Raw genomic sequence first — 26,584 nt, forward strand, 5'->3', positions numbered from 1 at the left:
CTACTCCGACGCCTCCTGCGCGGCCCGATATTCCCGCCCGTGCTGGCAATAGCCCTCGACGATGCGGATCATCATGGCGCGTTTCTCGGCGTCGAGGGGGCCCAGGATCCTGGCCGGGCGGCCGCCCCACAGATAACCGGCCTCCAGGATCTGGCCGGGATCCGTGGTGGCGCCCGCCGCCAGCATGACGTCGTCGGCGATCAGGGTTCCTGACGCAATCGTCGCGCCGATGCCGATCAACGAACGTGCCCCGATCCGGCAATCCGAGATCCGGACGTTGTGGGCGATGGTGGTGTCCCGCCCGATCACTACGCCGTCCGCCCGGGTGCGGATGACCGTGTTGTCCTGAATATTGGTATCGGCGCCGACGACGATCGGGCCGACCTCGGCGTTGAGGTCGCAGCAGAACAGCACGCTCGCCCCGGCTCCGAGGCTCACCCGCCCGCGCAGACGGGCGTTGCGCGCCACGAACACGCTGTCGTCGACCTCCGATACTTCCCCGGGCGGGAGAGCGGATCCGTCGCCCATGCGCTCACGCAGCCGCTCGGCGCGCTCGGCGATCTCATCGGCTCCGATCGCTCGGCTCGGACGGGCGGGACTGCCGGCATAGGCGTAGCCGCCGGGCAGCGACGCCCGAGGGAATACGGTCGAGCCCGCCTCGATCACCGCACCGTCGCCGACCTCGGCGCCGTCGAGGATCACCACGTCGTCCTCGACGACCACGTCGGAGCCGAGCGTGCAGGCGTGCACGACGCTGTTGCGCCCGACCGTGACGCGGTCGCCGACCCGGGTGCCGTGCGTCCGGGTGGCGATGTGCACCGTCGAGCGGTGGCCGAGCCAGAAGCGGTCGCCGAGGATGACGGTCTGGCCGTCGGCGCGAATCACCGCCTCGTCGCCGATCCAGGCCTGCGCGCCGATCCGCGCGGCGCCGATCACCGTGCTGCCGCGACCGCACCAGACCGGGCGGCTGACGAAATCCGGGTGCACGCCGTCGTAGGGCAGGATCAGGTCGGGGGTCACGCGGGTATCCTTCTCCAGCGCCGTCCGGAGCACGCGGGCTCATCCGAGGACCGCGCGCCGGGCCGGCAGGGCGCGACGGACCGTCTCATATAGAGGCGGGGCCGGGTGTGACAGGGACGGGACTGGCCCGCAAAGCCGCGGACTCCTATGGATCGGGCCATGAGCGCCCCCGTTCCGAGCATCGCCATCCAGGCCGAGCCCTTCGACACCGCGGCCGAGATCGCCAGCGTGAGCGCGGCGCTGGGCGGCCGGGCGGGCGCCGTCGTCACCTTCACCGGCCTGTGCCGCGACGAGGGCGGGCGGCTGACCGCCCTGGAGCTGGAGCACTACCCCGGCATGGCCGAGGCCGAGATCCGGCGGGTCGCCGACGAGGCGATGGCCCGCTGGCCGCTCCAGGCCCTGCGGGTGATCCACCGCCATGGGCTGGTGCGCCCGGGCGACGGCATCGTGCTGGTGGTGACCGCCGCGAGCCACCGGGTCGCGGCCTTCGTGGCCGCGGATTTTCTGATGGATTACCTCAAGACCCGCGCCCCGTTCTGGAAGCGCGAGCACCTCGCCGACGGCACCACCGGCGGTTGGGTCGAGGCGACGGCTCAGGATGACGCCGCGGCCGGGCGCTGGCGCTGAGGGTCGAGTCCCGGGCCGCGCCGCGCGACACGATCCGCGTCCCGAAGAGGACGAGGCGGCTGGATTGATCGCCGGTATCGATGTCCGGCCCGGGCCGAGGGCGCGGATCCGGCTGGCGCCGCAAGTGCTCCTGCGGGGGCGCCCGATGGGCCGAAGCCTGCGGTCCGGCGGCGCGCGCGGACAACCGGCGGACGGGCATCCCCGCCCCGCAGCCGCCCGCAAAGGCCGGAGAGAGCCGGCGGTTCAGGACATCGCCGTCCCGAACGCCCGCCGCCATCGGGCGGACGCCTGCGTGTCCCCCCTGCCATCCCGGTCCCGCCTTCGGTGCCCGGACTGACGGGAAGGCCGATCGGGGCATCCGTCGCAGTCGGAGGGTCGAACAAGCCGGGGACGTCGCCGGCGAACCCGGACCATGGTTTCGGGCTCGCTTCACCCTGAGAACCCGCGGTCTCGCCCTTGACCCCTGAGGGCCCAGGGCGTTCGTGAACCCGCGGTGCAGGAGTGATGATGTCGGACAGCAAGCTACAGGACTTGGACGGCCCGGTCGGGCCCTGGCGCGGAACGGCGCCGCTCGCAGCCTCCGGGATCGCCGTGGTGTGCTTCGTGGCGGCGCTGGCGCTGGCCTGGATGTCCGCCGGCACGCTCCTGCTGATCTTCGCGGGCGTCCTCCTCGGCGTGTTCCTCGACGGCCTGACCCGCGGGCTCGGCCGCGTCCTGCCCCTGCCGCGGGCCCTGCGATTGTCCGTCGTCAGCCTCGTGGTGGCGATCGCGGTGGTCGGCTTCGCGAGCTACGGCGGCGCCACCATCGTCCAGCAGGGCCGCGAACTCGGCACCACGATCAAGGATCAGGCGGCCACGGTGTCGGGCTGGCTCTCGGAGCGCGGCATCGACGTGCCGAGCCTCGCCCCGCAGGGCAGCGGCAAGGACGGCTCGACGGATTCGGGCCAGAAGGAGGGCGGCCTCGCCGGCCTCGCCTCCGGCCTGATGAAGGGCAGCGGCTCCTTCGTGTCGGATGCCGGCAGCGTCCTCGGACCGGCCGCGGCGGTGGTCCTGGGCCTGTTCGACGCTCTCGGCAACGTCCTGGTGATCGCCTTTCTGGGCCTCGCCTTCGCGGCCGACCCGAAGGCCTACCGGGACGGGGTCGTCCGGTTCGTGCCTCCGGCGAAGCGCTGGCGCGCCAGCCAGGTCCTCGACGGGGCCGGCGAGACCCTGCGCCACTGGCTGTTCGGCCAGCTGATCATCATGGCGGTGATCTTCCTGTGCACCTGGGCCGGCCTCGCCTTCCTGGGGATCGGCGGTGCGCTGATCCTGGGGCTCCAGGCGGGCGTGCTCGCCTTCGTGCCGACGGTCGGGCCGCTGGTCGCGGGCCTCGTCATCATCCTCGCCGCGCTCGCCTCGGGCACGAAGGCGGTGATCGGCGCGATCGGCGTGTATCTGGCGGTCCAGTGCCTGGAGAGCTACGGCCTGACGCCGTTCATCCAGAAGCGGGCGCTGGACATCCCCCCGGCCACGATCTTCGCCGGCCAGCTGATCCTCGGCGTGATCTTCGGGCTGTGGGGCATCGCCCTCGCCCTGCCCTTGATGGCGGTCATCAAGGTCCTGCTGGAGCAGCTCTACGTGGAGGATACGCTCCACGAGCAGCCGAGCAATTGAGCGGAGGGACTTGCTCCAGGGCGGCCGGCGATCGGATCGCCGCCGCAGAGGGCCTGCCGGCCGAGCTTCCGCGTCGGGGAGCCGGCCCGATCCTCCAGCCTTCCCCGGGAGGGGCCGCCGCACCGCGCATGCCCGGCCTGACCGAAGGACGGCGCGGTTCGAGGGCTTGCCGCCCGCGCGAGGTCGGGGGCGACGGCGCGCCGGTCTCCAGGGGCGGCATCGACGGCCTGCCCGGCGTCCCGAAGGAGAGCGCCGATCAGGCTCCGGCCGCCGCGGTGTCCTCCGGCGATGTCCGACTGTCGGCGGCGCGAAGGCCGACACCGCGGGTGATCCGAGGGCCGCGACGATGCCGGCCGACACATGCGCCGAGCCGAAACCCGCCGAGCCGAACCCGCCGAGCCGAAACCCGTCAGGTGCGGCGCCGATAAGCGCGCCCCGAGGAAGAGCGTCGCCGGTTCATCGACGCCGCGCGCGGCAGGGGCAAGTGAGGACGAAGCCAAGTCCGCTTCCGTGCCGAAGCGGAGCGCGACCTCCGGGTCCTTGAGGGAGCCGGCCTATTGGTCCGTGACGGAGAAGCTGGCCCGCGCGACCATGACCAGTCTGCCCGCCTCGTCATAGGCGTGAGCGGAATACTCATTGACCCCGGTCAGGTCGCCTTCGTCGCGCAGGAGTTCCGTCAGGACTCTGCGCAGGAGCTCGCGGAGCGCGCCGTGGCTCGGGAGCTCGACGCCCTCCTCGTCCATGACCGTGACGTGGTTGGTCGTGCTGATGAAGTAGCGTGCCAAAAGACGCTCCACCATTTGGGCGGGAGTGCGCGTCTTCCGGCCGCTAGCGCCCGGGGAACGTTGCCAGCGATGAACCGTGTCTAGTGTCGCGTCAATGAGCTCACAATCACAAATGTACGCTAGGGGACATAACGCGACATTTTGCGCGGCCGTCATCATCGCGGCCCCGAAGTCGCCCCTTCCGGGCGGCCGCCCGCGCTGCTTGTCCTGCGCGCCGCCGGCGAACCCGCACGCCCTGAACGCCGCTGGCGCCGGGATCGGGCGAGTCGGCGGCTCTGGATCCCGGGCGCTGCGCGGCCCCGGAACGGCGGACGGGATGGGCACCCGGCGGCGTCGCCCGAGAGCGTGCCGGTGCGGGTCGCCCTGACGGCCGGTCAGCCGCGCAGCGCGGCCTCGATCATCCGGGCCACCGCCAGGGTCCGGCCGTCGTCGCCGAAGCGGCCGATCACCTGGACGCCCACCGGCAGGCTCTGGCCGGGCACCGGCACGTTCACGCAGGGCACGCCCATCAGCGTCCACAGCTGGTTGAAGCGCGGGTCGCCCGTCGAATCCAGGGTCGCGGGTGCGGATCCCGGCGCCGAGAAGGTCAGGATCGCGTCGTAATCGGCGAAGAGGCCCTTCAGCACCCGCCGGGCGTGATGGCCGTGGCGGCGGGCATCGTCGTACTGGGCCGGCTCGATCGCCGCGCCGGCGTCGAGATGCTCGCGGACGCGGGGCGGGAGCGCGTCGGCCTGCGTGTCGTACTCCCAGGCGAGCGCCAGCCGCCCCTCGTAGTTCTGGATGATGCGGTGGCGCTCCCAGGCCTGCGCCAGCTCCGGCGGCAGGGCGACGTCGCTCACCCGCGCCCCGGCCCGCTCGGCCGCCTGCCGGGCGCGCATCAATGCGGCTTCGGCCTCCGGTTCCGGGGCCTCGGCGAAGTCCTGCCGCACCACGGCGATGCGGGGGGCCGAGCCCGAATCCGCGCCGTCGATCTCCGGGCGTCCGGTGACCAGGGCGAGGGCATGGGCGACGTCCGCGACCCCGGCGGCGAACAGCCCGACCGTGTCGAGGGCCCAGGAATAGGTCTTCACGCCGACCGTGGGGATCAGCCGGAACGACGGCTTCACCGCCGCGCAGCCGCAATAGCTCGCGGGCCGGATCACCGACCCCGCCGTCTGCGTGCCGAGGGCCAGGGGCAGCATCCCGGCGCCCACGGCGGAGGCCGAGCCCGCCGATGAGCCGCCCGGCGTGTGGCCGGGATCGTGCGGGTTGACCGTCTCGGTCGGGTCGCTGCTGGCGAAGGCCGTGGTGGTGGTCTTGGCGAGGGCGACGGCGCCGAGCTGCTTCAGCCGGCTCACCACGGCGGCGTCACCCCGGGGCGTCCAGCCCGCGTAGATCGACGAGCCCATCTGGCTCGGCAGGCCGGCGCTGTCGATGATGTCCTTCACGCCCACCGCGATGCCGGCGAGCGGCCCGGTCTCCGGGATCGCCGGCGCCGGGTCGAGGGTGACCAGCGCGTGCAGGTCCGGCTCCCGCGCGGCGATCGCGGCGCGGCACAGATCGATCGCCCCCGCGGGGGTCAGGGTGCCGGCGGCGATGCGGGCGCGGAGGTCGAGAAGTGAAAGCATAATGCATTCAGTCTGCGGTCCGCGGCGCTGTCAACCGAGACGCCACAGGTCGCGTCATTCCCGAAACGCCGTTGACGAACGCTTTACGCGACCGTGCGCATCGTCCGGGTCATGTGGCGTGGCGTATCCCTGTTCTCGGCTCTGGCGCTGTTCGGCGCGGGCCTCACCGCGTGCTCGATCAATCATTTCGAGCGGCGCGAACCGTGGCGCGATCAGGCGGAGCAGGTCTGCCTGGCCAAGAAGCTCGTCGAGCCCTCGGAGTTCGTCACGCCGATCGCGGCCATGGACGGCCCGGGGCCGTGCGGCATGCAGCAGCCCTTCCGGGTGACGCGGCTCGGCGGCGGCTCCGTCCTGCTGAAGCAGCGGATGACCCTGGGCTGCCCGGCGCTGGCCGAGGCCGAGGCGTGGCTCGCCGACACGATCCAGCCGGCCGCCAACCTCTATTTCGGCGTGCCGGTCGCCGAGATCAACGCGGGTTCCTATTCCTGCCGCGGCCGCAACAACCAGCCCGGCGCCAAGCTCTCCGAGCACGGTTTCGGCAACGCCATCGACGTCATGTCGATCAAGCTCGCCGACGGCCACGTGATCACCGTGAAGGGCGGCTGGCGCGGCACGGAGGCCGAGCAGGGCTTCCTGCGCGAGATCTTCCTCGGCGCCTGCCAGCGCTTCACCACGGTGCTGGCCCCCGGCTCGAACGTGTTCCACTACGACCACATCCACGTCGATCTCGCCCGGCACGACCCGCGCGGTCTGAGGCGGATCTGCCAGCCGATGATCAAGTTCACGCCGCAGCTCGGCACCGGCGTCGAGCGGCCGCTGAGCCGTCCGGTCCCGCCGCAGCGCCAGCCCGCCGCCCCGCAGGCGCCGGTGGATGTGGAGCAGGACGATCCCTACGGCGTGTCGCCGATGTCGAAGGCCGGCGGCGCGACGCAGGTCGCCAGGGCGCCGGCCCGCCCGACCGCGGCATCGGCCTACACCGCCGCGCCGCCGGTGCGGCCGGCGCCACGGATCGCCGCGGCCGCCCCCGAGGAGCCCGCGCAGGACTACGACGAGCCGCTGCAGCTCGGCGCGCCGCCGAGCACGGGGCCGATCTACTGACCGGGCGACGCCGGAACGCGGGTTGACGGGATCGGGCCGCGGGCCGGTCCCGCTCCGGGGGCATCGGCCGGCGAGTGTAGCGGCCGCGCCGCACAGGCCGCCAAAGCACCGGCGCGGGGCCGCCGGAGCTTGACTGGCGGCGCGGCCGGGCCATCGTTCGCGGATGCAGGATCGCACATCCGTCGAGGCACGCGCCATGCGCCCGCTCTTTCACGGCTTCGCCCTCGGGCTGGCCCTTCTCGCCCTGGCCCAGCCGGCGCTGGCCCGCTCGGCCCGAGAGGACATCGAGCCCGCCGAGGAGCGGATCTTCCCCTTCGACGCGCAGATCCCCGGCTGCCAGGACCCGTCGGTGCTGGAGCGGGTCTCGACCAACTTCGCCGAGAAGGAGGCGAAGTTCTGGAATTCGTCGATGACGATCCTGTCCTTCGACACGATCGAGCGCACCGCCTGGCGGCCCTGGGGCCTCGACACCTATCCCCGCCGCTTCTGCACCGCGACCATCACCACGTCGGACGGCGTCCGCCGCAAGGTCGACTACTCGGTGCGCGAGAGCCTCGGGATCATCGGGGCGACCTGGGGCGTCGAGTTCTGCGTCCACGGGCTCGACCGGGACCTCGCCTACGCCTACGCCACCGCCTGCCGGATGGCGCGTCCCTGACCATGCGCAGGCTCGCCGCCGGCCTCGCGGGCCTGCTCCTCGCCGGGCCGGCCGCCGCCCAGGATTACGGCGGCTTCGCCCGTGGCGGCACGCCGGGCGCGTTCGACTTCTACGTCCTCGCCCTGTCGTGGTCGCCGACCTACTGCGCGGGGCCGGGCGCACGCCGGGACGACGTCCAGTGCGCCCCCGGTCGCGGCCTCGGCTTCGTCGTCCACGGCCTGTGGCCGCAATATGCCCGCGGCTATCCGGAGAACTGCTCGGCGGTGAACCGTGCGCCCACCCGGCAGGCCATGGAGGTGGCCGGACAAGTCTATCCGAGCGAGGGGCTCGCCCGGTACGAGTGGCGCAAGCACGGCACCTGCTCGGGCCTCGATCCCGCCGCCTATTTCGCGGCCGCTCGCACGGCGCGGCAGGCGGTGACGATCCCCGACGGCCTGACGGGCGGCTCCCCGCCGCAATCCCTCGCCCCCATCGAGATCGCGCGGCAATTCGTGGCGGCCAATCGCGGCCTGCGCCCCGACATGATGGCGGTCACCTGCACCCGCGGGCAACTGCAGGAGGTCCGGATCTGCTTCGGCAAGGACCTGCGCGGCTTCGCCCCCTGCCCCGAGGTCGCCCGCGGCAATTGCCGGGCGCCCGAGGTGCGTCTCGACGCCGCCCGCTAGGTTTTTTCGGCGTTTTGCGCGCCGGGTGCTGGACCTGGGGCGCCGGATCGGCTTGAGCGCGCGGCCATGAACTATCGGCACGCCTTCCACGCCGGCAACCACGCCGACGTCCTCAAGCACCTCGTTCTGGCGCGGGTGCTCGACCACCTCCGGCTCAAGGACAAGCCGTTCCGGGCGCTGGACGCCTTCGCGGGACTCGGCGTCTACGATCTCGAGGCCGACGAGGCGGCCCGCACCGGCGAGTGGCGGGAGGGGTGGGGCCGGATGGCCGCGCCCTTCGCGCCGGATGTCGAGGCGCTGCTTGCGCCCTACCGGGCCGCGGTGGCGGCGGTGCAGGCGCGCGACGGCGCCACCGCCTATCCCGGCTCGCCCGCCCTGATCCGCGAGGCGCTGCGCCCCGGCGACAAGGGCGTGTTCGTGGAACTCCATCCGGCGGATGCCGCCACGCTGCAGGACCGCTACGCCCGCGATCCCCGAGCCAAGGTGATGAGCCTCGACGGCTGGACTGCGATCAACGCCCAGATCCCGCCGCCGGAGCGTCGCGGCCTCGTGCTGATCGATCCCCCCTACGAGGTGCCCGGCGAGATCGAGCGCCTCGGCGCCCACCTCGCCCGGGCGGTGGCGAAATGGCCCACCGGGGTGTTCCTGGCCTGGTATCCGATCAAGGACACCGAGGCCCTCGACCGGATGGTCCGCGATCTCGATGCCGCCCTGCCCCGCCCGGCCCTGCGGCTCGATCTCCTGATCGAGCGGCCGGGCGACCCGACGCGGCTCACCGGGAGCGGCCTGATCGTGGTCAACCCGCCGTGGCGCCTCGCCGAGGAGGCGATGCTGTTCCTGCCGGCCCTGGCCGAACGGCTGGCCCGGCATGAGTTCGGAGGATTTCGCTGCGATCCGATCGGTCCCGCGGCCTGACACGGTAGACTTGGGCCGTGCCGGGAAAGCTGTTCCGGACGCCCGCAAAGGAAAACGCCGGTCCGCCCGGACGATTGTGGCGGCAAAGTCACATTTCCGCGTCGAACGCGTTCAGCGATAGGGATCTGCCCAAAAAATATGCAACTGCTCTATGTTTGATTTTGTGTCATTCGCAGCGCGATGTCAGCTTGGCCGTAGACGAATCCGAACGAGCTCCGAACCATGCTGAAGCGATCCGCCCTGGCCGGCCTGGCCACCGTGCTGCTGTCCTCGACCAGCATCCTCGCGGCCGATCTGTCGGCCCCGGCGCCGGTTCCCGTCGCGCCCCCCGCCGAGCCGTGCAAGGCCACGCTGATCGGTCCGGCCTATAGCGGCGTGATCAAGGCCAACCCGAATCCGAGCTGCTTCTCCGCGGGTCCGCTCGGGGACCTCTACGTGGGCGGCGCCATCACCGGCTACGGCTACACGCAGTCGAACCCGTTCGCCTCGTTCTCGACCCCGGCGGCGCCCAACGACCGCGACCGGTCGGCCCGGTTCGACTTCTCGAACGTGCAGGGCATCATCCAGAAGCCCGAGGGCGCGTTCCAGTTCTACATCCAGGCCGGCGGCTACTCGATCCCGCAGCTCGGCTTCCCCACGCTCGGCACCTTCACCCAGACCGATCTCCTGTTCGGCCCGGTCCCGGTCGCCTTCGGCAAGATCCAGATCAACGATGAATGGTCGGTCCAGGGCGGCCGGATGTTCACCCTGATCGGCACCGAGCTGCTGTTCACCTACCAGAACCTGAACATCAACCGCGGCCTCCTGTTCGTGCAGGAGAACTTCATCAACCAGGGCGTGCAGGTCAATTACAGCAGCGGCCCGCTCTCGGTGTCCCTCGCGGGCACGGACGGCTTCTTCTCCAACGAGATCACGTGGTTCACCGGCAACGTCGCCTACAAGCTCGACGACTACAACACGATCGGCGTCAACGGCGGCCTGAACGTCGGCCGGACCAACGCCCTCGACCGCAGCCCGCGCTACCAGTTCGCGACGCCGAACCTCCAGCAGAACAGCGGCATCTTCAACATCAACTACACCTACGCGAACGGCCCGTGGATCATCTCGCCTTACTTCCAGTTCACCAATGTCGAGCGGGACCTGCGCGTCGGCATCGCCAACTCGGCGTCGACCTACGGCGGCGCGCTGCTGGCGGCCTACTCGTTCACCGATAATTTCTCCCTGGCCGGCCGCGTCGAGTACACCGAGCAGACCGGCGTCCGCGGATCCGGCGGGACCAACCTGCTGGGCTTCGGTGCGGGCAGCAACGCCTTCTCGGTCACCGTCACGCCGACCTTCACCTTCGACCGGTACTTCTTCCGGGTGGAATACGCCCACGTCGAACTCGGCGGGATCACCCGTGGCAACCTCGCGGAGGGGACGCTCGGCACCGGCTTCGGCCGCACCGGCAACAAAACCTCCCAGGACCGCTACATGGTCGAGACCGGCATCACCTTCTGATCGGATGACCCGGACCGGTTCACGGAACCGGTCACCAGCAAGCCCCCGGCCTCAGGTCCGGGGGCTTTTTGTTGTCTGCTGAAATTGAAGGTGTTCTGGCAAATCGATTGCGACATTTGTAGTAATCGATTTCGTATGTCGTCGTATTCTTGTGACGATATGTGCTCGATGAGCCGCCGATCTAGCGGTCGTCTGAACGAGACTTGCGTCGTTGCTGGGCCGATCCGTATAAAGACGATGGGACTCGACCGACGGGGGCGTTTCGGATGGCTTCGATCGAGGCGCTCGCGGCGACGCTCTGGAGCCTGGCCGCACTTGGCATGACGCCGAAGGCGCTGCGCGTCGCCGTCCGCGAGACGCATCCCGACGCGTCCAGGAAGGATGTGGTGCGGGCGGCCTTCTACGCCCTGGTCGCGGTGCAGCCCCGGGACGGGGGCGGGCTGAACGAACTGCACAGCTTCGCCCTGGCGGAGCGCTCGCCGGACGACGAGGCGTCCTTCGCGCTCGGCCCGCGGCGCACGAAGGTGCGGCGGCGTGGAGCCTGAGACCTGAGACCAGCGGTCGGGGTCCGCCCGCCGGCCATGGGGCTCAATCCCGTCTGAGCAGGCGGCGGCCCGGGCGGTGCCCCTCCTCGCCGGTGTCGCGAAAACCCAGCTTCTGCAGCAGGCCCCAGGACGCGACGTTGGCCGGGCGGCATTCCGCCACCACGAGGCGCGCCGGGAAGCGCGCGCCGAGAAGGCCGAGGATCGCCGATACGGCCTCGTAGGCGAAGCCGCGCCCGCGGGCGGCGCCCCCGATCCAGTATCCGATCTCGATCGTGCCGGTGCCGCGCAGATGCGTCCCGACCACCCCAACCAGGTCGCGTCCCGCCGGATCGGGGGCGACACCGGGATCGGCGCCGCCGCGGGTCCAGGCCCCGAGGAAGCAGTCCCGGCCCCGCCGGCCGCTGCGAATCAGATCCTCGGCATCCTGGAGCGTGAACGGGGTCGGCAGGAAGTCCACCGCGGCGGTGATCGCCGGATCGTCGGTGAGCCGGCGCAGGGCCGCTGCGTCCGCGGGCTGAAGGGCGGCGACCGAGAGGCGCGCGGTCTCGATCGCCGGCAGATCGGCCAAGCTGTCGCGCGCGCCGCGGATGGTAAACATGTCCACGATGTGGGGAGCCGCCCAGGTAGGAAAAGGGACGGTCTCGCCCCTGGGTTTCATCCCCGGCACGGTGCGAAACCCTGCGCGAAACCCTGCGCGCTCCTTCGCTTCTGGGTCGCAGGTATGCGGAACGGGAACGGTTGCTTAACCTGAATCCGTCTTCATTGGGGCATCAGGTTGCGTCAGGCAAACGGGTGTGTCGATGCGGGTGCGCGGTACGGGTCAGATGTTGCGGACGCTGTCGCGCGTCGCGCTCATCGGCATGATCGGCGGGGCGGCCGCCGCCTGTTCCTCGGACGCATCGCGGCTGGGCAACCCATTCTCGAATCCGTTCGACTCGGAGCCTTCCGCCACCGGCAGCCTGCCGGACGGATCCCTGAAGTCGGTGCCGCCGGTCCGGACCGGCCGCATCCAATCGGAGGCGCTGAGCGCGCCCGGCGCCGCGCGTCCGGCCGCCGCCGCGAGTCCGGCCCAGACCCCTGCTGCCGCCCCCGCGACCCGAGTCGCCTCCACCGGCGGCGTCGGCTGGAGCGCCGAGGGCGGCACGCAGATCACCGTCTCGCGCAACGACAGCCTGAACCAGATGTCCACCCGCTTCGGCGTGCCCGCTTCGGCGATCCTGGCCGCCAACGGCCTGAGCAACGCGAGCCAGATCACGCCCGGTCGTCAGATCGTGATCCCGGTCTACAACGCCTCCGGGCTGAATCCCGCCGCGGCCCCGATGTCCGCCCGGCCCGCCCGGGCTGCCGAGGAGAAGCGCGAGGACGCCAAGCAGGTCGAGAACAAGATCGCCGCGAAGCGCGAGGAGGCCAAGGAGGCCGCCCAGAAGCTCGCCGAGGCGAAGGCCGCCAAGGAGGCGGCGCAGAAGGCCGCCGCCGCCGAGAAGGAGGCGGAGCGCAAGGAGGCGCTCGCCCGCGACGCCGCCGCCCGCAAGGTCGCCGACGCCAAGACCCGCAAGGACGGCACCGCGAAGGACGGCGAGAAGCCGAAGCACGTGCGTCCCGGACAGGTCGCCAAGGCCGAGGAGAAGAAGGCCGACGACAAGAAGGCGGATCCGAAGCTCGAGGCGAAGGCGAAGGCCGAAGCCAAGGCCCAGGAAGCCCGCGCCGAGGCGAAGGCCGCCGCGAAGGCGGAGGCCGCCCAGAAGCTCGCCGAGGCGAAGGCCGCCAAGGAGGCCTCCAAGGAGGCGGCCAAGCAGGCCACCAAGGAGGCCGCCAAGGAGGCGGCGCAGAAGCCCGCCGCCGCCGATAAGGTCGCCGCCAAGGAGACGCCGAAGCCGGTGGCCGCCGCGGCTCCTGCCCAGGCCAAGTCCGAGCCCGCCGCCACCGGCTCCGTGGCCGAGGCGACGGAGAACTTCCGCTGGCCCGCCAAGGGCCGGGTGATCTCCGGCTATGGCAGCTCCGGCAACGAGGGCATCAACATCGCCGTCCCGGAGGGCACCCCCGTCAAGGCCGCCGAAGAGGGCACGGTCGCCTATGCCGGCTCCGACGTGAAGGGCTACGGCAAGCTGGTCCTCGTGCGTCACGCCAACGGCTACGTCTCGGCCTACGCCCATAACGGCGAGATCGACGTGAAGCCCGGCGAGAAGGTCAAGCGCGGTCAGACCATCGCGAAGTCCGGCGCGTCGGGCAACGTGACCTCGCCGCAGCTCCATTTCGAGATCCGCAAGGGCGGCGCGCCCGTGGATCCCATGTCCCAGCTCGCCAGCAACTGAGCCGACCGGCAAGACGGCGGCACGCGGCGGCGGTCCCGGACGGGGCCGCCGTTTCGCGTTGCGGACCGCCGGTCCGGCCGCGCCGCGCCGGCCTTCCCCGCGCCCGCGCCGTGGCTGCCTAGGCCTTGGGCACCTGCAGGGTCCCGTCGGGGCTGTGGTGGTCCACGGTCTCGGGAAGGGCCTGCGCGAGGGTCGGGAACAGCTGGTCCATCGGGATTCCGAGCTTTCCCGCCATCTGGCGCACCTGATCGTTGTCGAGGACCTTGCGCAGGTCGTCGGCGGTGATCGGCTCGTTGGGCCCGCGGCCGAGCCAGGAATTGACCTGGCTCTCGTAGCCGGATCGCCGGAGCTGATCGAGCAGGGCGTTGAGCCCGCCGGGCAGGACCTGCTGGATCACGCCCGGCAACGCCTTGAGGGCGATCTGCCCCAGCGAGCCGCCGAGGGAATTGAGCAGACTCATGTGGGCCTCGCGTCGAAGGATCGGTCGACGGGAGTCTAGGGCGTCGTCCGGAAAGCGGGAGAGGCCGGCGGCTGCCCCCGGCCCGCGTGAACCGCAATTTAGTCGACAGGACCCGGACTTTGGCCCGGTATGCCGGCCCGGACACGGTTCCACGGTCGACGCGAATGAGAGTCCTGGCACCGTCTTTCGTGCTCGTGGTCGCGGCCGGTGCGGCGGTGGCGCTGCCGGCCGCGGAGACGGCGCGGTCGTCGGAGGCGCGCCCCCTCGCCGATGGCGTCTTCGTTCGGCCGCTCTACGGCACGTACCGGCATTGCGGCGGATCCTGCCTGAAGAGCGGCGCGCTCTCGTGGTTCTGCTTCGCGAAGCAGAGCTGCCATCTGAGCTGCGCGACCGCCCCGCCTCTGATGAAATGCGCGGCCCCATGAGGCCCCGATGATCAGCGGACCTGCGTGCTGAAATTCGGCTGGGGCTTCAGGCTCCCGTTCTCGCTCTGATCCGCGACGGCGGCGGGCAGGAACTCCGCGAGCACGGTGGGAACGCGCGCGGCCGGCACGCCGAGATCGTAGGCAAGGCGCTCGGTCACCGCCTCCGGCAGGCAGGCCGCCAGCGCGGAGGCCGGAACCGCCTGCCGCGTGCCCGGCGAGAGCCACGAATCGACGGCCGCGCCGTGTCCGGTCTCCCTCAGGCGGTCGAGGAAGGCCGCGAGGCCGCCGGGATAGAATTTCGCGAGCGCCAAGGCGAGCTTGCCGCTGCCGGTCTCCTCAAAGGCCCGGTCGGCCGCCGCGACCACGTCGCCGATCAGGTTCTTCGCACCGTCGAGCAGTCCCATCGTTCTCCACCGTCGCGCTTCTTCGTCGCAGGAGAAGTCGGGCGCGACGCGGCGGCGGCAAGCGCGTGCGGCAATTGCGCGGCGAACCCGCTAGGATCGCCCCGTGGCGAGGGGGAGTCGTTCATGGAACGCGTGCGGGCCGGCGTGCTGGACATCGCCTATCGGGAATTCGGTCCGCCGGACGGGCCGCCCGCCGTGCTGCTCCACGGCTTCCCCTACGATATCCAGGCCTGCGAGGCGGCGGCCCTGCGTCTCGCCGCCGACGGGGTGCGCTGCCTCGTCCCGTACCTGCGCGGCTACGGGCCGACCCGGTTCCTGGACCCCGCCACGCCGCGCTCGGGCGAGCAGGCGGCCCTCGGGGCCGACCTGCTCGCCTTCCTCGACGCCCTCGGCATCGGGCGCGCCGTGCTCGCCGGCTACGATTGGGGCGGCCGGGCCGCCTGCGTGGTGGCGGCACTCTGGCCGGACCGGGCCCGGGGCCTCGTGAGCTGCGGCGTCGGCTACAACATCCAGAACGTCCCGGCCGCCGAGCGGCCGGTCGCGCCGGAGACCGAGCACCGTCTCTGGTACCAGTACTACCTCCACGGCGAGCGCGGCCGCGCCGGCCTCGCCGAGAACCGGGACGCCTTCTGCCGCCTGCTCTGGCGGCTCTGGTCGCCGACCTGGGCGTTCGACGCGGAGACCTTCGCGCAGACCGCCCGCGCCTTCGACAATCCCGACTTCGTCGACGTGGTGGTGCATTCCTACCGCCACCGCTTCGGGCTCGTGCCGAGCGATCCGGCGCTGGTGGAGATCGAGGCGCGGCTCGCCGCCCAGCCGGCGATCGCCGTGCCGACGATCGTGCTGCTCGGGGCCGATGACGGCGTCGGGCCGCCGCCCGCCACCGACACGGACGCCCGCCACTTCACGGGACCGTACCGGCGTGAGATCGTCGCGGGGGTCGGGCACAACTTTCCCCAGGAGGCGCCGGAGGCGTTCGCGGCGGCGATCCGCGCCCTGCTGTGAGCGCGCCGCATCGGCCTGTCGCTTCGACGTTGCTTTCGGGTAGCCCCTGGCTATAGTCCGCGCGCTTTTCGACAGGTCTGCGGGCGCCTCATCCGGCGGCAGACCTGCACGCCATTCGCAGGAGACGCTCGTTGATCACCCCCGCCTTCGCGCAAGGGGCCGGTGCGGCCGCTGGCGGAGCGGAGATCGCCTTTCAGGTGGTCCCGTTCGTTCTGATCTTCGTGATCATGTACTTCCTGATCCTGCGGCCGCAGCAGAAGCGGGTCAAGGACCACCAGGCGCTGCTGAAGTCCGTGCGCCGGGACGATACGGTCGTCACCAACGGCGGCCTCGTCGGACGCGTGACCAAGGCGTCGGACGACCAGCCCGAGATCGAGGTCGAGATCGCCCCGAACGTGCGCGTTCGGGTGGTCCGGTCGATGATCTCCGAGGTCCGCGCCAAGGGCACGGTGAAAGCCGCCTGAGTTCCCGGTTGAACCGGCCGGCGTCGTGCGCCGGCCCAAAAGAGAAAAAGACGGCCGATGCTGCGCTTCTCCCGTGCGAAGATCATCGCGACACTGGGCTTGATCCTGGTGGGGCTGATGCTCGCCGTGCCGAGCTTCTTCTCGCCCGAGCAGCGCAAGGGCTTCGTCGCCAGCCTGCCCACGTGGTTCCCGAGCTGGATCGTGCCGACCCGCGCCATCGTGCTCGGCCTCGACCTGCAGGGCGGCTCGCAGCTCCTGCTTGAGGTCGACCAGAACGAGCTGGTCGCCTCCCAGGCCAAGGCCCTGCGCGACGACGTGCGCCGCGTGCTCCAGCAGGAGAATGTCCGCGCCGACGGCGGCATCGGTCTCCTGCCGCGCGGCGTCCAGGTGAAGATCGACGACGCCGCCGCCCGGGCCAAGGTCCTGCCGAAGCTTCAGGAACTGTCGCAGCCGATCACCACCTCGATAGGCCAGACGGCGGCCCGTACCCTCGACATCTCCGAGCAGCCGGGCGGCGTGATCCGCCTCATGCTGACCGATGCCGGCATCACCGACCGGACCCGCCGGGCCGTGAGCCAGGGCATCGAGGTCATCCGGCGCCGCCTCGACTCCACCGGCACCACCGAGCCGTCGATCCAGCAGCAGGGCGCCGACCGCATTCTGATCCAGGTGCCGGGCGAGCAGAATCCCGAGCGGCTGGAAAAGCTCCTCGGCTCGACCGCCAAGCTCGAGTTCCGCATGCTCGCCGACAGCCCCTCGGGCGACGTCGACATGCTGCCCTCCAAGGACGAGAAGGGCGCCAAGGTCCCGGTGGAGCGCCGGGTCATGGCCGATGGCGGCGAGCTGACCGACGCGCAGCCCGCCTTCGACCAGCAGTCCCACGAGCCGATGGTGAGCTTCAAGTTCAACCTGCGCGGCGCGCAGCGGTTCGGGCAGGCGACCTCGGAGAATATCGGCCGGCGCATGGCGATTGTGCTCGACAACGAGGTCGTCTCCGCCCCCGTGATCCGCTCGGCGATCACCGGCGGTTCGGGCCAGATCACCGGCAACTTCACCGTCCAGCAGGCCAACGACCTGGCGGTCCTGCTCCGGGCCGGCGCGCTGCCGGCCAAGTTCACCGTGGTCGAGCGCCGCGTCGTCGGCCCGGGCCTCGGCCGCGACTCCATCGAGGCCGGCAAGCTCGCGACCCTGGTGGCGGCGGGCCTCGTGGTGGCCTTCATGTTCGCGACCTACGGGACGTTCGGCTTCATCGCCAACATCGCACTGATCGTCCACGTCGGGCTGATCCTGGGCCTGATGTCGGTGCTGGAGGCCACCATGACGCTGCCGGGCATCGCCGGCATCGTGCTCACCATCGGCACCGCGGTGGATTCGAACGTCCTGATCTACGAGCGCATGCGCGAGGAGAGCCATGCCGGCCGCTCGCTGATCTCGGCGCTGCAGGCGGGCTTCGACCGGGCCTTCGCCACCATCATCGACTCGAACTCGACCATGGCGATCGCCGCCCTGATCCTGTTCTTCCTCGGCTCGGGCCCGGTGAAGGGCTTCGCCGTGGTCTTCATCCTCGGCATCCTGACGACGGTCATCACCGCGGTGACGCTGACCCGGATGATGATCGCGGTGTGGTACAAGACCTTCCGGCCGAAGACCCTGCCGTTCTGAACGAGTTCACTTTCGGGAGACGCATCACCGGCGGAAGAAGGCCGCTCCAGACCCTCACCTCATCCTGAGGTGCCCGCGTCAGCGGGCCTCGAAGGGGCCCTCCAGACGGCGCTGCGATCCCTGGAGCCCTCCTTCGAGGCCTCCGCTTCGCTCCGGCGCCTCAGGTCGAGGGTGAGGGTGGGATGAGCGGACCGGTGCTGAGATCTCCCAAACGTTAGGTCCGTTTCCATGCGCCTGCTCCGCCTCTGGCCCGATGAATCGCATTTCGACTTCATGCGATTCCGGCGCTTTACCTTCCCGCTCTCGGCGGTGCTGTCGCTCGTCACGGTGGCGCTGTTCCTGACGATCGGGCTGAACTTCGGCATCGACTTCAAGGGCGGGACCCTGGTCGAATTGCAGGCGAAATCCGGCACCGCGGATGTCGCGGCGATCCGCCATACGGCGGCGGGCTTCGGCTTCGGCGAGCCGGAGGTGCAGGAACTGGGCAACCAGGGTACCGTGCTGGTCCGCCTGCCGCTCCAGCCCGGCGAGCAGGGCCAGACCGCGGTGATGAACAAGGCGCACGCCGCCTTCGATAAGGATTACGAGTTCCGCCGCACCGAGACCGTCGGCCCGCGCGTCTCCGGCGAACTCGTGCAGTCCGGCACGCTGGGCGTCGTGCTTTCCGTCGTGGCGGTGCTGCTCTACCTCTGGTTCCGGTTCGAGCGGGAACTGGCGCTCGGCGCCATCGTCGGCACGCTCCACGACATCGTGCTGACGGTGGGCGTGTTCATCATCACCCGGATCGAGTTCAACATGACCTCGATCGCGGCGATCCTGACCATCGTGGGCTACTCGCTCAACGAGACGGTCGTGGTGTTCGACCGGACCCGCGAGCTGATGCGGCGGTACAAGACCATCCCCACCGTCGACCTGCTGAACCTGTCGATCAACTCGACCATGTCGCGCACGGTGATGACGTCGATCTCGTCCTCCCTGTCGCTGCTGGCGCTGGTCCTGTTCGGCGGCGAGGCGATCAAGGGCTTCGCCGTGGTGATGCTCTGCGGCGTCCTGATCTGCACCTACTCGGCGATCTTCATCTCGACTCCGGTGTTGATCTATCTGGGCCTGATGCTCTCGGGCGCCCGCTCCGCGTCCGAGCGGTCCGGCGTCCCGCAACCGGCGGAGTAGTCTTTTTTCCGAGATGGCCGATCAGCCAAGTCCGAAGACCTTCGACTCCGGCTTCGTGCCGGGTCGCCACATCATCGACACCTACGGCAATGGCGGCTTCCGCTTCGCCGGGATGTCGCATCGCGGCTCGATCCTGCTGCTGCCCTCGGGGGTTCGGGCCTGGGAGGTGACGGAGCCGAGGGCGATCGACCGGACGGCCCTGCGGCCGGTCCAGGCGGAATCGGAGGGGATCGAGCTGCTGCTCGTCGGCACCGGCCTCGACATCGCCGCCATCGACCCCGCCTTGCGGGGCTGGCTCAAGGATTTCGGCGTCGGCCTCGACGTGATGCAGACCGGGGCCGCGGCCCGGACCTACAACATCCTGGTGGCCGAGAACCGCAAGGTCGCGGCCGCGCTGATCGCGGTGGCCTGATGCCGGAGGTCGAGGGCAGGACCACCGAGACCGGGCTCGCCTTCGCGCAATCCCATTGCGAGGATCTCGTGCGGACCGGCGATCCGGACCGCTACTACGCCACCCTGTTCGCCCCGGCCGCCGCCCGTCCGCACCTCTTCGCCCTCTACGCCTTCAGCCTGACCATCGCGCGGGTGCGCGAGGCGGCCTCGAACCCCCTGGCCGGCGAGATCCGCCTGCAATGGTGGCGCGACGCCCTCCAGGGGGAGGCCCGGGGCGACGTGCGCGCCAATCCTGTGGCGGCGGCCCTGGAGGAGGCGATCCGGGTCAACCGCCTCGGTCGCCAGCCCTTCGTCGACCTGATCGACGCACGGGTATTCGATCTCTACGAGGACCCGATGCCCCGGGTGAACGACCTGGAGGGCTATTGCGGCGAGACCGCCTCGGCCCTGTTCCGGCTGGCGAGCCTCGTGATCGGCAACGGCACAGAGCCGGGCGGCGCGGGGGCGGCCGGCCATGCCGGGGTTGCCTACGGGATCACCGGACTCCTGCGTGCCCTGCCCTGGCACGCCCGCTCGGGGCAGGTCTACCTGCCGGCGGACATCCTCGGCCGCTACGGCGTCACCCGCGAGGACATCGTCACGGGCCGCGGCGGGCCGGGCCTGCGCCGGGCCTGTGCCGACCTGCGCGACCTCGCCCGGCAGCACCTCAAGGCCTTCGAGGCGGCGCGTCCGACCATCGCCCCCTCGGCGGGCGCCGCCTTCCTGCCCACGGCCCTGGTGGAACCCTACCTCGCCGCCATGGAGCGGGCCTCCTACGACCCGCTCAACACGCCCGTCGAACTGCCGCGCTGGCGCCGGCTGTGGCGCCTGTGGCGGGCGGCGCGGCGGGCGGGCTGAGGGTCGCTCCACCGTCCTCGCGAGGGGGCAATCCAGCGGCGCCGCGCTCGCAAATGTCGCCCGGCCCTCGGTCGCTTCGCGGCGCGCGCGCTGTCGGCTCGGCGTCAGAGAACCCGCGCCAGTCCCGGCATCAGCGCCGTCAGCCGCACCGGCGCCCCCGGTTCCGGCTCGGCCTCCGGCGTCGGCAGCACCGCGACCCGGCAGCCGCCCTCGCCCCTGAGGCCCGTCACCAGCCGTCCGCCGGGTTCGAGGGCCGCGCGCCAGTGCTGCGGGATCGCCGCGACGCTGCCGTGGACCAGGATCCGGTCGAACCCCCCGTCCGGCAGGTCCGGGGCCAGCCCGTCCGCCCGGACGACATGCACCTCGGACAGGGCCGCGAGCCGCCGCGTCGCCGCCCCGGCCAGGGAGGTGTAGCGTTCCAGGCTGAGCACCGCCCCGGCCCCGAGCTGGGCGAGCAGGGCGGTCACGTAGCCCGAGCCCGTGCCGATCTCCAGGACGCGCTGGCCCGGCTCGAGCCGCAGCAGCGCCAGCATCACCGCCACGGTGGAGGGGGCCGTCATCGACGCCCCGCAGGACAGCGGCAGGGCGATGTCCCGCCGCGCATGCTCCCGATGCTGCGGCGGCGCGAAGGTGTCCCGGGGCACCTGTTCCATGGCCCGCAGCACCGCGGTGTCCCGCAGGCCCCGGCCCCGGAGCGCCATGACGAAGGCCGCGTTGCCGGCAGCCTCTTCCAGGCTGCCCAGATCGATCACTCGGCGAAGGCCTGCGCGAAGCGCGTCAGCGTCGGCTCGTCCGTGAGATCGAGGCGCAGGGGCGTCACCGAGATCCGCTTCTCGGCGATGGCTTTCAGATCCGAACCGTGGCCCGGCTCGAACCGGGCCTTGGCGAAGGCCAGCCAGAAATACGGGTTGCCGCGCCCGTCGACCCGGGCGTCGATGGACAGCAGTGCCTGATTGCGGAAGCCCTGCGCGGCCACCGCGATGCCCTGCACGTCGGCCGGTTCGCAATCCGGAAAATTCACGTTGACCAGGATGCCGGGCTCGATCCCGGTCTCCAGGATCTTCCGGACGACCTTCGCCCCGTGCGTCCGGGCGCAGTCCCACTTGAGGGCGCCGCGTCCGCCCACCCCGTAGGCTTGGCTGAGCGCGATCGAGCGGATGCCGAGGATCGTCCCCTCCATGGCGGCCGCGATCGTGCCCGAATAGGTCACGTCCTCGGCGACGTTCTGGCCGCGGTTGACCCCCGACAGGACGAGGTCCGGCCCGTGGTCGCCCAGGATGTGGCGCACGCCCAGGATCACGCAGTCCGACGGCGTCCCCTTCACGGCGAAACGCTGCTCCGAGACCTGCCGCAGGCGCAGCGGGTCGTTGAGCGACAGCGAGTGCGACACGCCGGACTGGTCGCTCTCCGGCGCCACCACCCAGACGTCGTCCGACAGCTCCCGGGCGATCTCCTCCAGGGTACTGAGCCCCGGCGCGTGGATGCCGTCGTCGTTGGTGACCAGGATGCGCATCAGCGGGTGCCCTCGATCCGGTTGAGCCCGCCCATGTAGGGGTGGAGCACCGACGGAATCGTGATGCTCCCGTCCGGGTTCTGGTAGTTCTCCATCACGGCGATGAGCGCGCGGCCGACCGCCACGCCCGAGCCGTTGAGGGTGTGGACATAGGCCGGCTTGCCGTCCTTGCCCCGGTAGCGGGCGTTCATCCGCCGGGCCTGGAAGTCGCCGCAGACCGAGCACGACGAGATCTCGCGGTGGGTGCGCTGGCCCGGCACCCAGACCTCGATGTCGTAGGTTTTTTGCGACGCGAAGCCCATGTCGCCGGTGCAGAGGGTCATGACCCGGTAGGGCAGATCCAGCTTCTTCAGAACCGCCTCGGCGCAGGTGAGCATCCGTTCGTGCTCGGTGGCGGATTCCTCCGGCGTGGTGATCGAGACCAGCTCCACCTTGTTGAACTGGTGCTGGCGCAGCATGCCGCGCGTGTCGCGCCCCGCCGACCCGGCCTCGGCCCGGAAACAGGGCGTCAGCGCGGTGAAGCGCAGGGGCAGCTCCTCCTCGCGGAGGATCGACTCGCGGACGAGGTTCGTCAGCGGCACCTCGGCGGTGGGGACGAGCCAGAACTTCTCGGTGTTGCCGGAGGCCGGGTCCGCCGCGGAGTCCAGCGTCTTCACGGCGTCCAGCCCCTTGAACACCGAGAACTGATCGTCCTCGAACTTCGGCAGCTGCGCGGTGCCGAACATGGCGGCGTCGCGCACCAGAACCGGCGGTGCCACCTCCAGGTAGCCGTGCTCCTGGGTGTGCAGGTCGAGCATGAACTGGCCGAGCGCCCGCTCCAGCCGGGCGAGCTGACCTTTCAGCACCACGAAGCGCGCGCCGGACAGCTTGGCCGCCGCCTCGAAATCCATCAGGCCGGCGGCCTCGCCGAGTTCGAAATGCTCGCGGCCCTCGGTAAGCCGCTCGCGGGTCGCGGCGTGGCTGCGGTAGAGGACGTTGCCGTGCTCGTCGGCACCCTCGGGCACGTCAGGTTTCGGCCGGTTCGGGATCGCGGCGAGCTTGTCCGCCAGCGCCTTGTCGGCCGCGTCCTGCGCGGCCTTCAGCTCCGGCTCGGCGCCCTTCAGGGCCGCGACCTCCGCCATCAGGGCGGCGGCGCGGTCCTCGTCCTTGGCTTTCTTGGCGCCGCCGATCTCCTTGGCCAGGGCGTTGCGCCGCTCCTGGTTGGCCTGCGCGGCCGAGACCGACGCCTTCCGCGCCTCGTCCAGCGCGATCAGCGCGGCCGAGAGCGGCGCGAGGCCCCGGCGGGCGAGGTCGCTGTCGAAGGCGTCCGGGTTCTCCCGGATGGCGCGGATGTCGTGCATCGAGTCGGCTCGGATCTTCTGCGCAGCGTCGAGCGCGCGGGCTCCGCTTTGCCGCATCGCGTCCGGTGGGACAAGCGCGGGGGCGCGTCCGGGCCGACGGTCAGGTCTTCGGCGGCGCGATCTTGAGCTGGTCGATCGTCCAGAGCCACGTCCCGTCCGCCTGCTCCCGGGCGGCCTCCACCGACAGGGCGCCGTTCGGCAGCCGCGCGAAGGTCATGGCGAGGGGGCCGTTGCGCAGGGGCGGCAGCGTCTCCGGGGCCGGGAAGTCGGATTTGCGCGCCAGCAGGTCGGCGTAGAAGCTCCGGATCTCGGCATGGCCCGTGGCGACGACCCGGCCGGCGGCCAGCACCGCGTCGGGCTCGTAGAGGGCGACGAGGCCCTCGACATCGCCGGCATTGGCACGCTGGTTGAACAGGGCGGCAAGGTCCTCGGGGGCGCGGGCGGGTTCTCGCGTCTGATCCGACATGGCGTCTCCTCGTCCGGCTCCGGTGGCTGGTTGGTGCTGCGGCAATGCGCCGGGCGGCCGATCTTTCCCCGGGGCGCCGGTCATTTCAGGCGCGTGCCGTCGCGATCGGCCACCGACACGGCGACCGGGATCCCGGCCTTCACGCTCTCCGAGACGGTGCAGAACCGCTCGAACTGCTCCAGCACCCGGTCGATCCGCGGCATGTCGGCCGCCGCCGCGCCGAGGCGGATCCGCACGTCGATCGCGGTGACGCGGAGCCGCCCGGCAGGGTTGCGCTCCAGCCGGCAGGACGCCTCGGCGGCCACGCCCCGCGCCTCCTGGCGGAACTTCCCCAGGGCGAAGACCAGGCTGGCGCAGAGGCAATTCGCGACGCCGGAGATCAGCAGCTGCTCGGGGAACGGTCCGGTCCCGCCGCCGATCGGAGGCGCCTCGTCGGTGAAAAGCGCCGGCAGGGCCGCGCCGAAATCCACCGTGAAGACGTAATCGGCGACCTGGGTGATCCGGATCGTCGGTCCCGCGTCCATCATGCCCCCCGGCCGTTACGGCACCCGTGCCGCCGCGATGATCAACGCCCGATCCGGGTTCCCGTTCGAAAGGCCCGGGCCATGCATCCGGATACGGATGATTTCCCCGGATCTTCCCCGTAGAACCGGCCGCCTGACCGACCCGCACGCGAACCCCCCGATCCGATGACGAGCCCCGCGACCCTGGATACCCTGATGCCGCTCCTGGAGCGCATCGCCACCGCGCTGGAGCGGGCCGCGCCCGCCGCCCCGCCGGCCTTCGATCCCGACGCCGCCGACGCCTTCCTGTGGGGCCCCGAGCGCCGGCTGACCCCGGTGCCGCAGGTGGCGCGGGTGGAGATGGGCCTGCTCACCGGCATCGACCGGGCGCGCGACACCCTGGTGGAGAACACCGAACGCTTCGCCCGCGGCCTGCCGGCCAACAATGCCCTGCTGTGGGGCGCCCGCGGCATGGGCAAGTCGTCGCTGGTCAAGGCGGCCCATGCCGAGATCAACGCCCGCAGGCCCGCCGGCAGCCGGCCGATGAAGCTCGTGGAGATCCACCGCGAGGACATCGAGGCCCTGCCGGACCTGATGGCCCTGCTGCGGCCGGACCCGCACCGCTGGCTGGTCTATTGCGACGACCTCTCCTTCGACGCCGACGACACTTCGTACAAGTCGCTCAAGACCGCGCTCGATGGCGGCATCGAGGGGCGGCCGAACAACGTGCTGTTCTACGCCACCTCGAACCGCCGGCACCTGCTCGCCCGCGACATGGTGGAGAACGAGCGCTCCACGGCGATCAACCCCGGCGAGGCGGTCGAGGAGAAGGTCTCGCTCTCGGACCGGTTCGGCCTCTGGCTCGGCTTCCACAAGTGCAGCCAGGACGAGTACCTGGCGATGATCCGCGCCTATGCCGAGCGCTATGGCCTCGCCGTGCCGCCGGAGCAGCTGCGCGCCGAATGCCTCGAATGGGCCACCACCCGCGGCTCCCGCTCGGGCCGGACCGCCTTCCAGTTCATCCAGGATCTGGCGGGGCGGCTCGGCAAGACGCTCGACTGAGGGCGCCTACCGCCCGCTCGACCCGAACCCGCCCGACCCCCGCTCGGAGCCGGGGCCGGGCTCGCCCTCCAGCACGGTCAGGACCGGCCGGGTGATCCGCGTGAAGACCAGCTGGGCGATCCGCTCGCCCGGCTCGATCCGGACCGGCTCGGATTCGTCGCGGTTCCAGGCGGAAACCATCAGCGGCCCCTCGTAATCCGCGTCGATGACGCCGGTGCCGTTGCCCAGCACCAGACCCTCGCGGTGCCCGCGCCCCGAGCGCGGGAAGATCAGGCCGCACCAATCGGGATCGCGGATCAGGACGCTGAACCCCGCCGGGATCAGCGCCGGCTTGCCCTGGGGCGGGAGCACCAGCGGCGCGTCGAGGCAGGCGTGCAGGTCGAGGCCGGCCGCGGCCGGCGAGCCCCAGCGCGGGAAGCCCCAGCCCGGCAGCCGCGGATCGAGCAGCCGCAGGCCGATCTCCGGCCGGTCGCTCACGCGCCGAGACGCGCGATCGCCTCGGCCATGGCGAGGGTCCGCCGGGCGGCCTCGACATGGAGGCGCTCGACCATCTTCCCATCCACCGCGATGACCCCGCGCGCCCGGTTCTCCGGCGCGTCGAAGACGTCCATCAACGACCGCGCCTGCGCGATCTCCGCGGCATCCGGGCCGAAGGCCGCGTTGGCCGGGCCGATCTGGCTCGGATGGATCAGCATCTTGCCGTCGAAGCCGAGGTCGCGCCCCTGGACGCACTCCGCCTCGAATCCGGCCGCGTCGGCGAGGTCGGTGAAGACGCCGTCGATCGCCTCGATCTCGTAGGCCCGGGCGGCGGCCAGCACGGTCATCAGCCAGGGCATCAGGGCAGCCCGCCCCGGGGGCCGGATCCGGGACGCCTTCAGCAGGTCGTTCGGGCCGATCACCAGGGCGGCAAGCCGCCCGTCCACGTCCCGGGCCGCGCCCGCGATCTCGGCGGCGTTCACCACCGCCATCGGCGTCTCGATCATCGCCCAGACCCGCGTCGCCAGGGGCGCGCCGAGCCGGCGCAGCCGGGATCCGACCGCGATCAGCGTGTCGGAGGTGCGCACCTTGGGCACCAGAATGGCATCCGGTGCGGCCGCAGCGAGTGCCACGAGATCGGCCTCGCCGTCCTCGGTCTCGGGCGCGTTGATGCGCACCACCACCTCGCGGGTGCCGAAGCCGCGCGCCGTGACCGCTGCGGCGACCTGGGCACGGGCGGCCGCCTTGACCTCCGGGGCCGTGCCGTCCTCAAGGTCGATCAGGATGACGTCGGCGGGGAGCGACCGCGCCTTTTCCAGCGCCCGGGCGTTGGAGCCCGGCATCGCCAGCACGCTGCGACGGGGACGGATCTCGCTCATCACGCTTCTCCCGGGCCGGCGGCGCCCTCGGCGACGCGGATAGCTTTCCCTGCGCATCCCGGCAAGAACGCCCGCCGCGC

30 protein-coding genes are annotated in these 26,584 nt (G+C 71.4%); 17 read left to right on the forward strand and 13 right to left on the reverse strand.

Features of this window, described 5'->3' with window-relative positions; genetic code table 11:
• Nucleotides 1-1,020: a gamma carbonic anhydrase family protein gene (locus BM396_RS14700; RefSeq protein ID WP_043385030.1), complete on the reverse strand. Its 1,020-nt coding sequence runs from the start codon at nt 1,018-1,020 to the stop codon at nt 1-3.
• A 159-nt stretch (nt 1,021-1,179) separates the two neighbouring features.
• Between BM396_RS14700 and BM396_RS14705 the strand changes: the two genes are divergently transcribed.
• Nucleotides 1,180-1,647: a molybdenum cofactor biosynthesis protein MoaE gene (locus BM396_RS14705; RefSeq protein ID WP_043384936.1), complete on the forward strand. Its 468-nt coding sequence runs from the start codon at nt 1,180-1,182 to the stop codon at nt 1,645-1,647.
• Nucleotides 1,648-2,154: 507 nt separating this feature from the next.
• Nucleotides 2,155-3,300: an AI-2E family transporter gene (locus tag BM396_RS14710; protein WP_043385032.1), complete on the forward strand. Its 1,146-nt coding sequence runs from the start codon at nt 2,155-2,157 to the stop codon at nt 3,298-3,300.
• 554 nt (nt 3,301-3,854) lie between these two features.
• Here the strand turns inward: BM396_RS14710 and BM396_RS14715 are convergent.
• Nucleotides 3,855-4,085 carry a DUF6894 family protein gene (locus BM396_RS14715; protein ID WP_043350926.1) on the reverse strand — a complete coding sequence of 77 codons (231 nt, stop codon included), beginning with the start codon at nt 4,083-4,085 and terminating at the stop codon, nt 3,855-3,857.
• A 374-nt stretch (nt 4,086-4,459) separates the two neighbouring features.
• Nucleotides 4,460-5,692 (reverse strand): amidase, encoded by a 1,233-nt coding sequence (locus BM396_RS14720; protein WP_043384939.1) that lies wholly within the window; start codon nt 5,690-5,692, stop codon nt 4,460-4,462.
• A 111-nt stretch (nt 5,693-5,803) separates the two neighbouring features.
• Between BM396_RS14720 and BM396_RS14725 the strand changes: the two genes are divergently transcribed.
• The 6 genes from BM396_RS14725 to BM396_RS14750 all read left to right on the forward strand — a co-directional run bounded on the left by BM396_RS14725 (nt 5,804) and on the right by BM396_RS14750 (nt 11,073).
• Nucleotides 5,804-6,790 carry an extensin-like domain-containing protein gene (locus BM396_RS14725; RefSeq protein ID WP_043384942.1) on the forward strand — a complete coding sequence of 329 codons (987 nt, stop codon included), beginning with the start codon at nt 5,804-5,806 and terminating at the stop codon, nt 6,788-6,790.
• Nucleotides 6,791-6,986: 196 nt separating this feature from the next.
• Nucleotides 6,987-7,448, forward strand: a complete 462-nt coding sequence (locus tag BM396_RS14730; protein WP_043350928.1) for a hypothetical protein — start codon at nt 6,987-6,989, stop codon at nt 7,446-7,448.
• A gap of 2 nt (nt 7,449-7,450) precedes the next feature.
• On the forward strand, nt 7,451-8,113 hold the full coding sequence (locus BM396_RS14735) for a ribonuclease T2 family protein (protein ID WP_043350900.1): 663 nt from the start codon (nt 7,451-7,453) through the stop codon (nt 8,111-8,113).
• A gap of 66 nt (nt 8,114-8,179) precedes the next feature.
• The gene (rlmJ, locus tag BM396_RS14740; protein WP_043384946.1) at nt 8,180-9,028 is read left to right on the forward strand and encodes a 23S rRNA (adenine(2030)-N(6))-methyltransferase RlmJ; all 849 of its coding nucleotides are present in this window, start codon (nt 8,180-8,182) and stop codon (nt 9,026-9,028) included.
• 222 nt (nt 9,029-9,250) lie between these two features.
• Nucleotides 9,251-10,528 (forward strand): porin, encoded by a 1,278-nt coding sequence (locus tag BM396_RS14745; RefSeq protein WP_043350904.1) that lies wholly within the window; start codon nt 9,251-9,253, stop codon nt 10,526-10,528.
• A gap of 266 nt (nt 10,529-10,794) precedes the next feature.
• Complete coding sequence (locus BM396_RS14750; RefSeq protein ID WP_043350907.1) at nt 10,795-11,073, forward strand: hypothetical protein; 279 nt, start codon at nt 10,795-10,797, stop codon at nt 11,071-11,073.
• A 43-nt stretch (nt 11,074-11,116) separates the two neighbouring features.
• Here BM396_RS14750 and BM396_RS14755 read toward each other — a convergent pair whose 3' ends face one another.
• On the reverse strand, nt 11,117-11,671 hold the full coding sequence (locus BM396_RS14755; RefSeq protein WP_043384948.1) for a GNAT family N-acetyltransferase: 555 nt from the start codon (nt 11,669-11,671) through the stop codon (nt 11,117-11,119).
• Between the two features lie 202 nt (nt 11,672-11,873).
• On the opposite strand from BM396_RS14755, the gene BM396_RS14760 reads away from it, so the two are divergent.
• A complete protein-coding gene (locus BM396_RS14760; protein ID WP_043385035.1) occupies nt 11,874-13,385 on the forward strand; it encodes a peptidoglycan DD-metalloendopeptidase family protein in 1,512 nt (503 codons plus the stop codon).
• 118 nt (nt 13,386-13,503) lie between these two features.
• Here the strand turns inward: BM396_RS14760 and BM396_RS14765 are convergent, their stop codons facing one another.
• Nucleotides 13,504-13,845, reverse strand: a complete 342-nt coding sequence (locus tag BM396_RS14765) for a YidB family protein (RefSeq protein WP_043350910.1) — start codon at nt 13,843-13,845, stop codon at nt 13,504-13,506.
• Between the two features lie 164 nt (nt 13,846-14,009).
• On the opposite strand from BM396_RS14765, the gene BM396_RS14770 reads away from it, so the two are divergent.
• Nucleotides 14,010-14,270, forward strand: coding sequence for a hypothetical protein (locus BM396_RS14770; RefSeq protein WP_043384952.1), 261 nt, complete (start codon nt 14,010-14,012; stop codon nt 14,268-14,270).
• Between the two features lie 11 nt (nt 14,271-14,281).
• Here BM396_RS14770 and BM396_RS14775 read toward each other — a convergent pair whose 3' ends face one another.
• Complete coding sequence (locus BM396_RS14775) at nt 14,282-14,674, reverse strand: YidB family protein (RefSeq protein ID WP_043350915.1); 393 nt, start codon at nt 14,672-14,674, stop codon at nt 14,282-14,284.
• A gap of 123 nt (nt 14,675-14,797) precedes the next feature.
• On the opposite strand from BM396_RS14775, the gene BM396_RS14780 reads away from it, so the two are divergent.
• The 6 genes from BM396_RS14780 (at nt 14,798) to BM396_RS14805 (ending at nt 20,265) form a co-directional block, all read left to right on the forward strand.
• Nucleotides 14,798-15,679 (forward strand): alpha/beta fold hydrolase, encoded by an 882-nt coding sequence (locus BM396_RS14780; protein ID WP_043384955.1) that lies wholly within the window; start codon nt 14,798-14,800, stop codon nt 15,677-15,679.
• Between the two features lie 131 nt (nt 15,680-15,810).
• A complete protein-coding gene (gene yajC, locus BM396_RS14785; RefSeq protein ID WP_012319243.1) occupies nt 15,811-16,143 on the forward strand; it encodes a preprotein translocase subunit YajC in 333 nt (110 codons plus the stop codon).
• A gap of 57 nt (nt 16,144-16,200) precedes the next feature.
• On the forward strand, nt 16,201-17,805 hold the full coding sequence (gene secD / locus BM396_RS14790; RefSeq protein WP_043350919.1) for a protein translocase subunit SecD: 1,605 nt from the start codon (nt 16,201-16,203) through the stop codon (nt 17,803-17,805).
• A gap of 228 nt (nt 17,806-18,033) precedes the next feature.
• Nucleotides 18,034-18,975, forward strand: a complete 942-nt coding sequence (gene secF, locus BM396_RS14795) for a protein translocase subunit SecF (protein ID WP_043384958.1) — start codon at nt 18,034-18,036, stop codon at nt 18,973-18,975.
• A gap of 13 nt (nt 18,976-18,988) precedes the next feature.
• Nucleotides 18,989-19,387, forward strand: coding sequence for an Mth938-like domain-containing protein (locus BM396_RS14800; RefSeq protein ID WP_043384961.1), 399 nt, complete (start codon nt 18,989-18,991; stop codon nt 19,385-19,387).
• Complete coding sequence (locus BM396_RS14805) at nt 19,387-20,265, forward strand: phytoene/squalene synthase family protein (protein ID WP_043384964.1); 879 nt, start codon at nt 19,387-19,389, stop codon at nt 20,263-20,265. The genes BM396_RS14800 and BM396_RS14805 overlap by 1 nt, the downstream gene beginning before the upstream one ends.
• Before the next feature lie 104 nt (nt 20,266-20,369).
• Here the strand turns inward: BM396_RS14805 and BM396_RS14810 are convergent, their stop codons facing one another.
• The 5 genes from BM396_RS14810 to BM396_RS14830 form a co-directional block, all read right to left on the reverse strand.
• Nucleotides 20,370-21,017: a protein-L-isoaspartate O-methyltransferase family protein gene (locus BM396_RS14810; protein WP_043346673.1), complete on the reverse strand. Its 648-nt coding sequence runs from the start codon at nt 21,015-21,017 to the stop codon at nt 20,370-20,372.
• Nucleotides 21,014-21,778, reverse strand: a complete 765-nt coding sequence (gene surE / locus BM396_RS14815; protein WP_043346675.1) for a 5'/3'-nucleotidase SurE — start codon at nt 21,776-21,778, stop codon at nt 21,014-21,016. The genes BM396_RS14810 and surE overlap by 4 nt, the downstream gene beginning before the upstream one ends.
• A complete protein-coding gene (serS, locus tag BM396_RS14820) occupies nt 21,778-23,118 on the reverse strand; it encodes a serine--tRNA ligase (RefSeq protein ID WP_043385037.1) in 1,341 nt (446 codons plus the stop codon). The genes surE and serS overlap by 1 nt, the downstream gene beginning before the upstream one ends.
• A 100-nt stretch (nt 23,119-23,218) precedes the next feature.
• Nucleotides 23,219-23,584 carry a YybH family protein gene (locus BM396_RS14825; RefSeq protein WP_043384968.1) on the reverse strand — a complete coding sequence of 122 codons (366 nt, stop codon included), beginning with the start codon at nt 23,582-23,584 and terminating at the stop codon, nt 23,219-23,221.
• An 80-nt stretch (nt 23,585-23,664) separates the two neighbouring features.
• Nucleotides 23,665-24,108 (reverse strand): OsmC family protein, encoded by a 444-nt coding sequence (locus BM396_RS14830; protein ID WP_043385041.1) that lies wholly within the window; start codon nt 24,106-24,108, stop codon nt 23,665-23,667.
• Nucleotides 24,109-24,273: 165 nt separating this feature from the next.
• On the opposite strand from BM396_RS14830, the gene BM396_RS14835 reads away from it, so the two are divergent.
• Nucleotides 24,274-25,149, forward strand: coding sequence for an ATP-binding protein (locus BM396_RS14835; protein WP_043384970.1), 876 nt, complete (start codon nt 24,274-24,276; stop codon nt 25,147-25,149).
• A 6-nt stretch (nt 25,150-25,155) separates the two neighbouring features.
• Here the strand turns inward: BM396_RS14835 and dut are convergent, their stop codons facing one another.
• Both dut and BM396_RS14845 read right to left on the reverse strand, forming a co-directional pair.
• Nucleotides 25,156-25,626, reverse strand: a complete 471-nt coding sequence (gene dut, locus BM396_RS14840; protein WP_043384973.1) for a dUTP diphosphatase — start codon at nt 25,624-25,626, stop codon at nt 25,156-25,158.
• Nucleotides 25,623-26,504, reverse strand: a complete 882-nt coding sequence (locus tag BM396_RS14845; protein ID WP_043384976.1) for an HpcH/HpaI aldolase/citrate lyase family protein — start codon at nt 26,502-26,504, stop codon at nt 25,623-25,625. Before BM396_RS14845 ends, dut begins: the two co-directional genes overlap by 4 nt.
• Between the last annotated feature and the right edge of the window lie 80 nt (nt 26,505-26,584).

The sequence above is a fragment of the Methylobacterium sp. UNCCL125 genome (assembly GCF_900116795.1).
Lineage (GTDB): Bacteria > Pseudomonadota > Alphaproteobacteria > Rhizobiales > Beijerinckiaceae > Methylobacterium > Methylobacterium fujisawaense.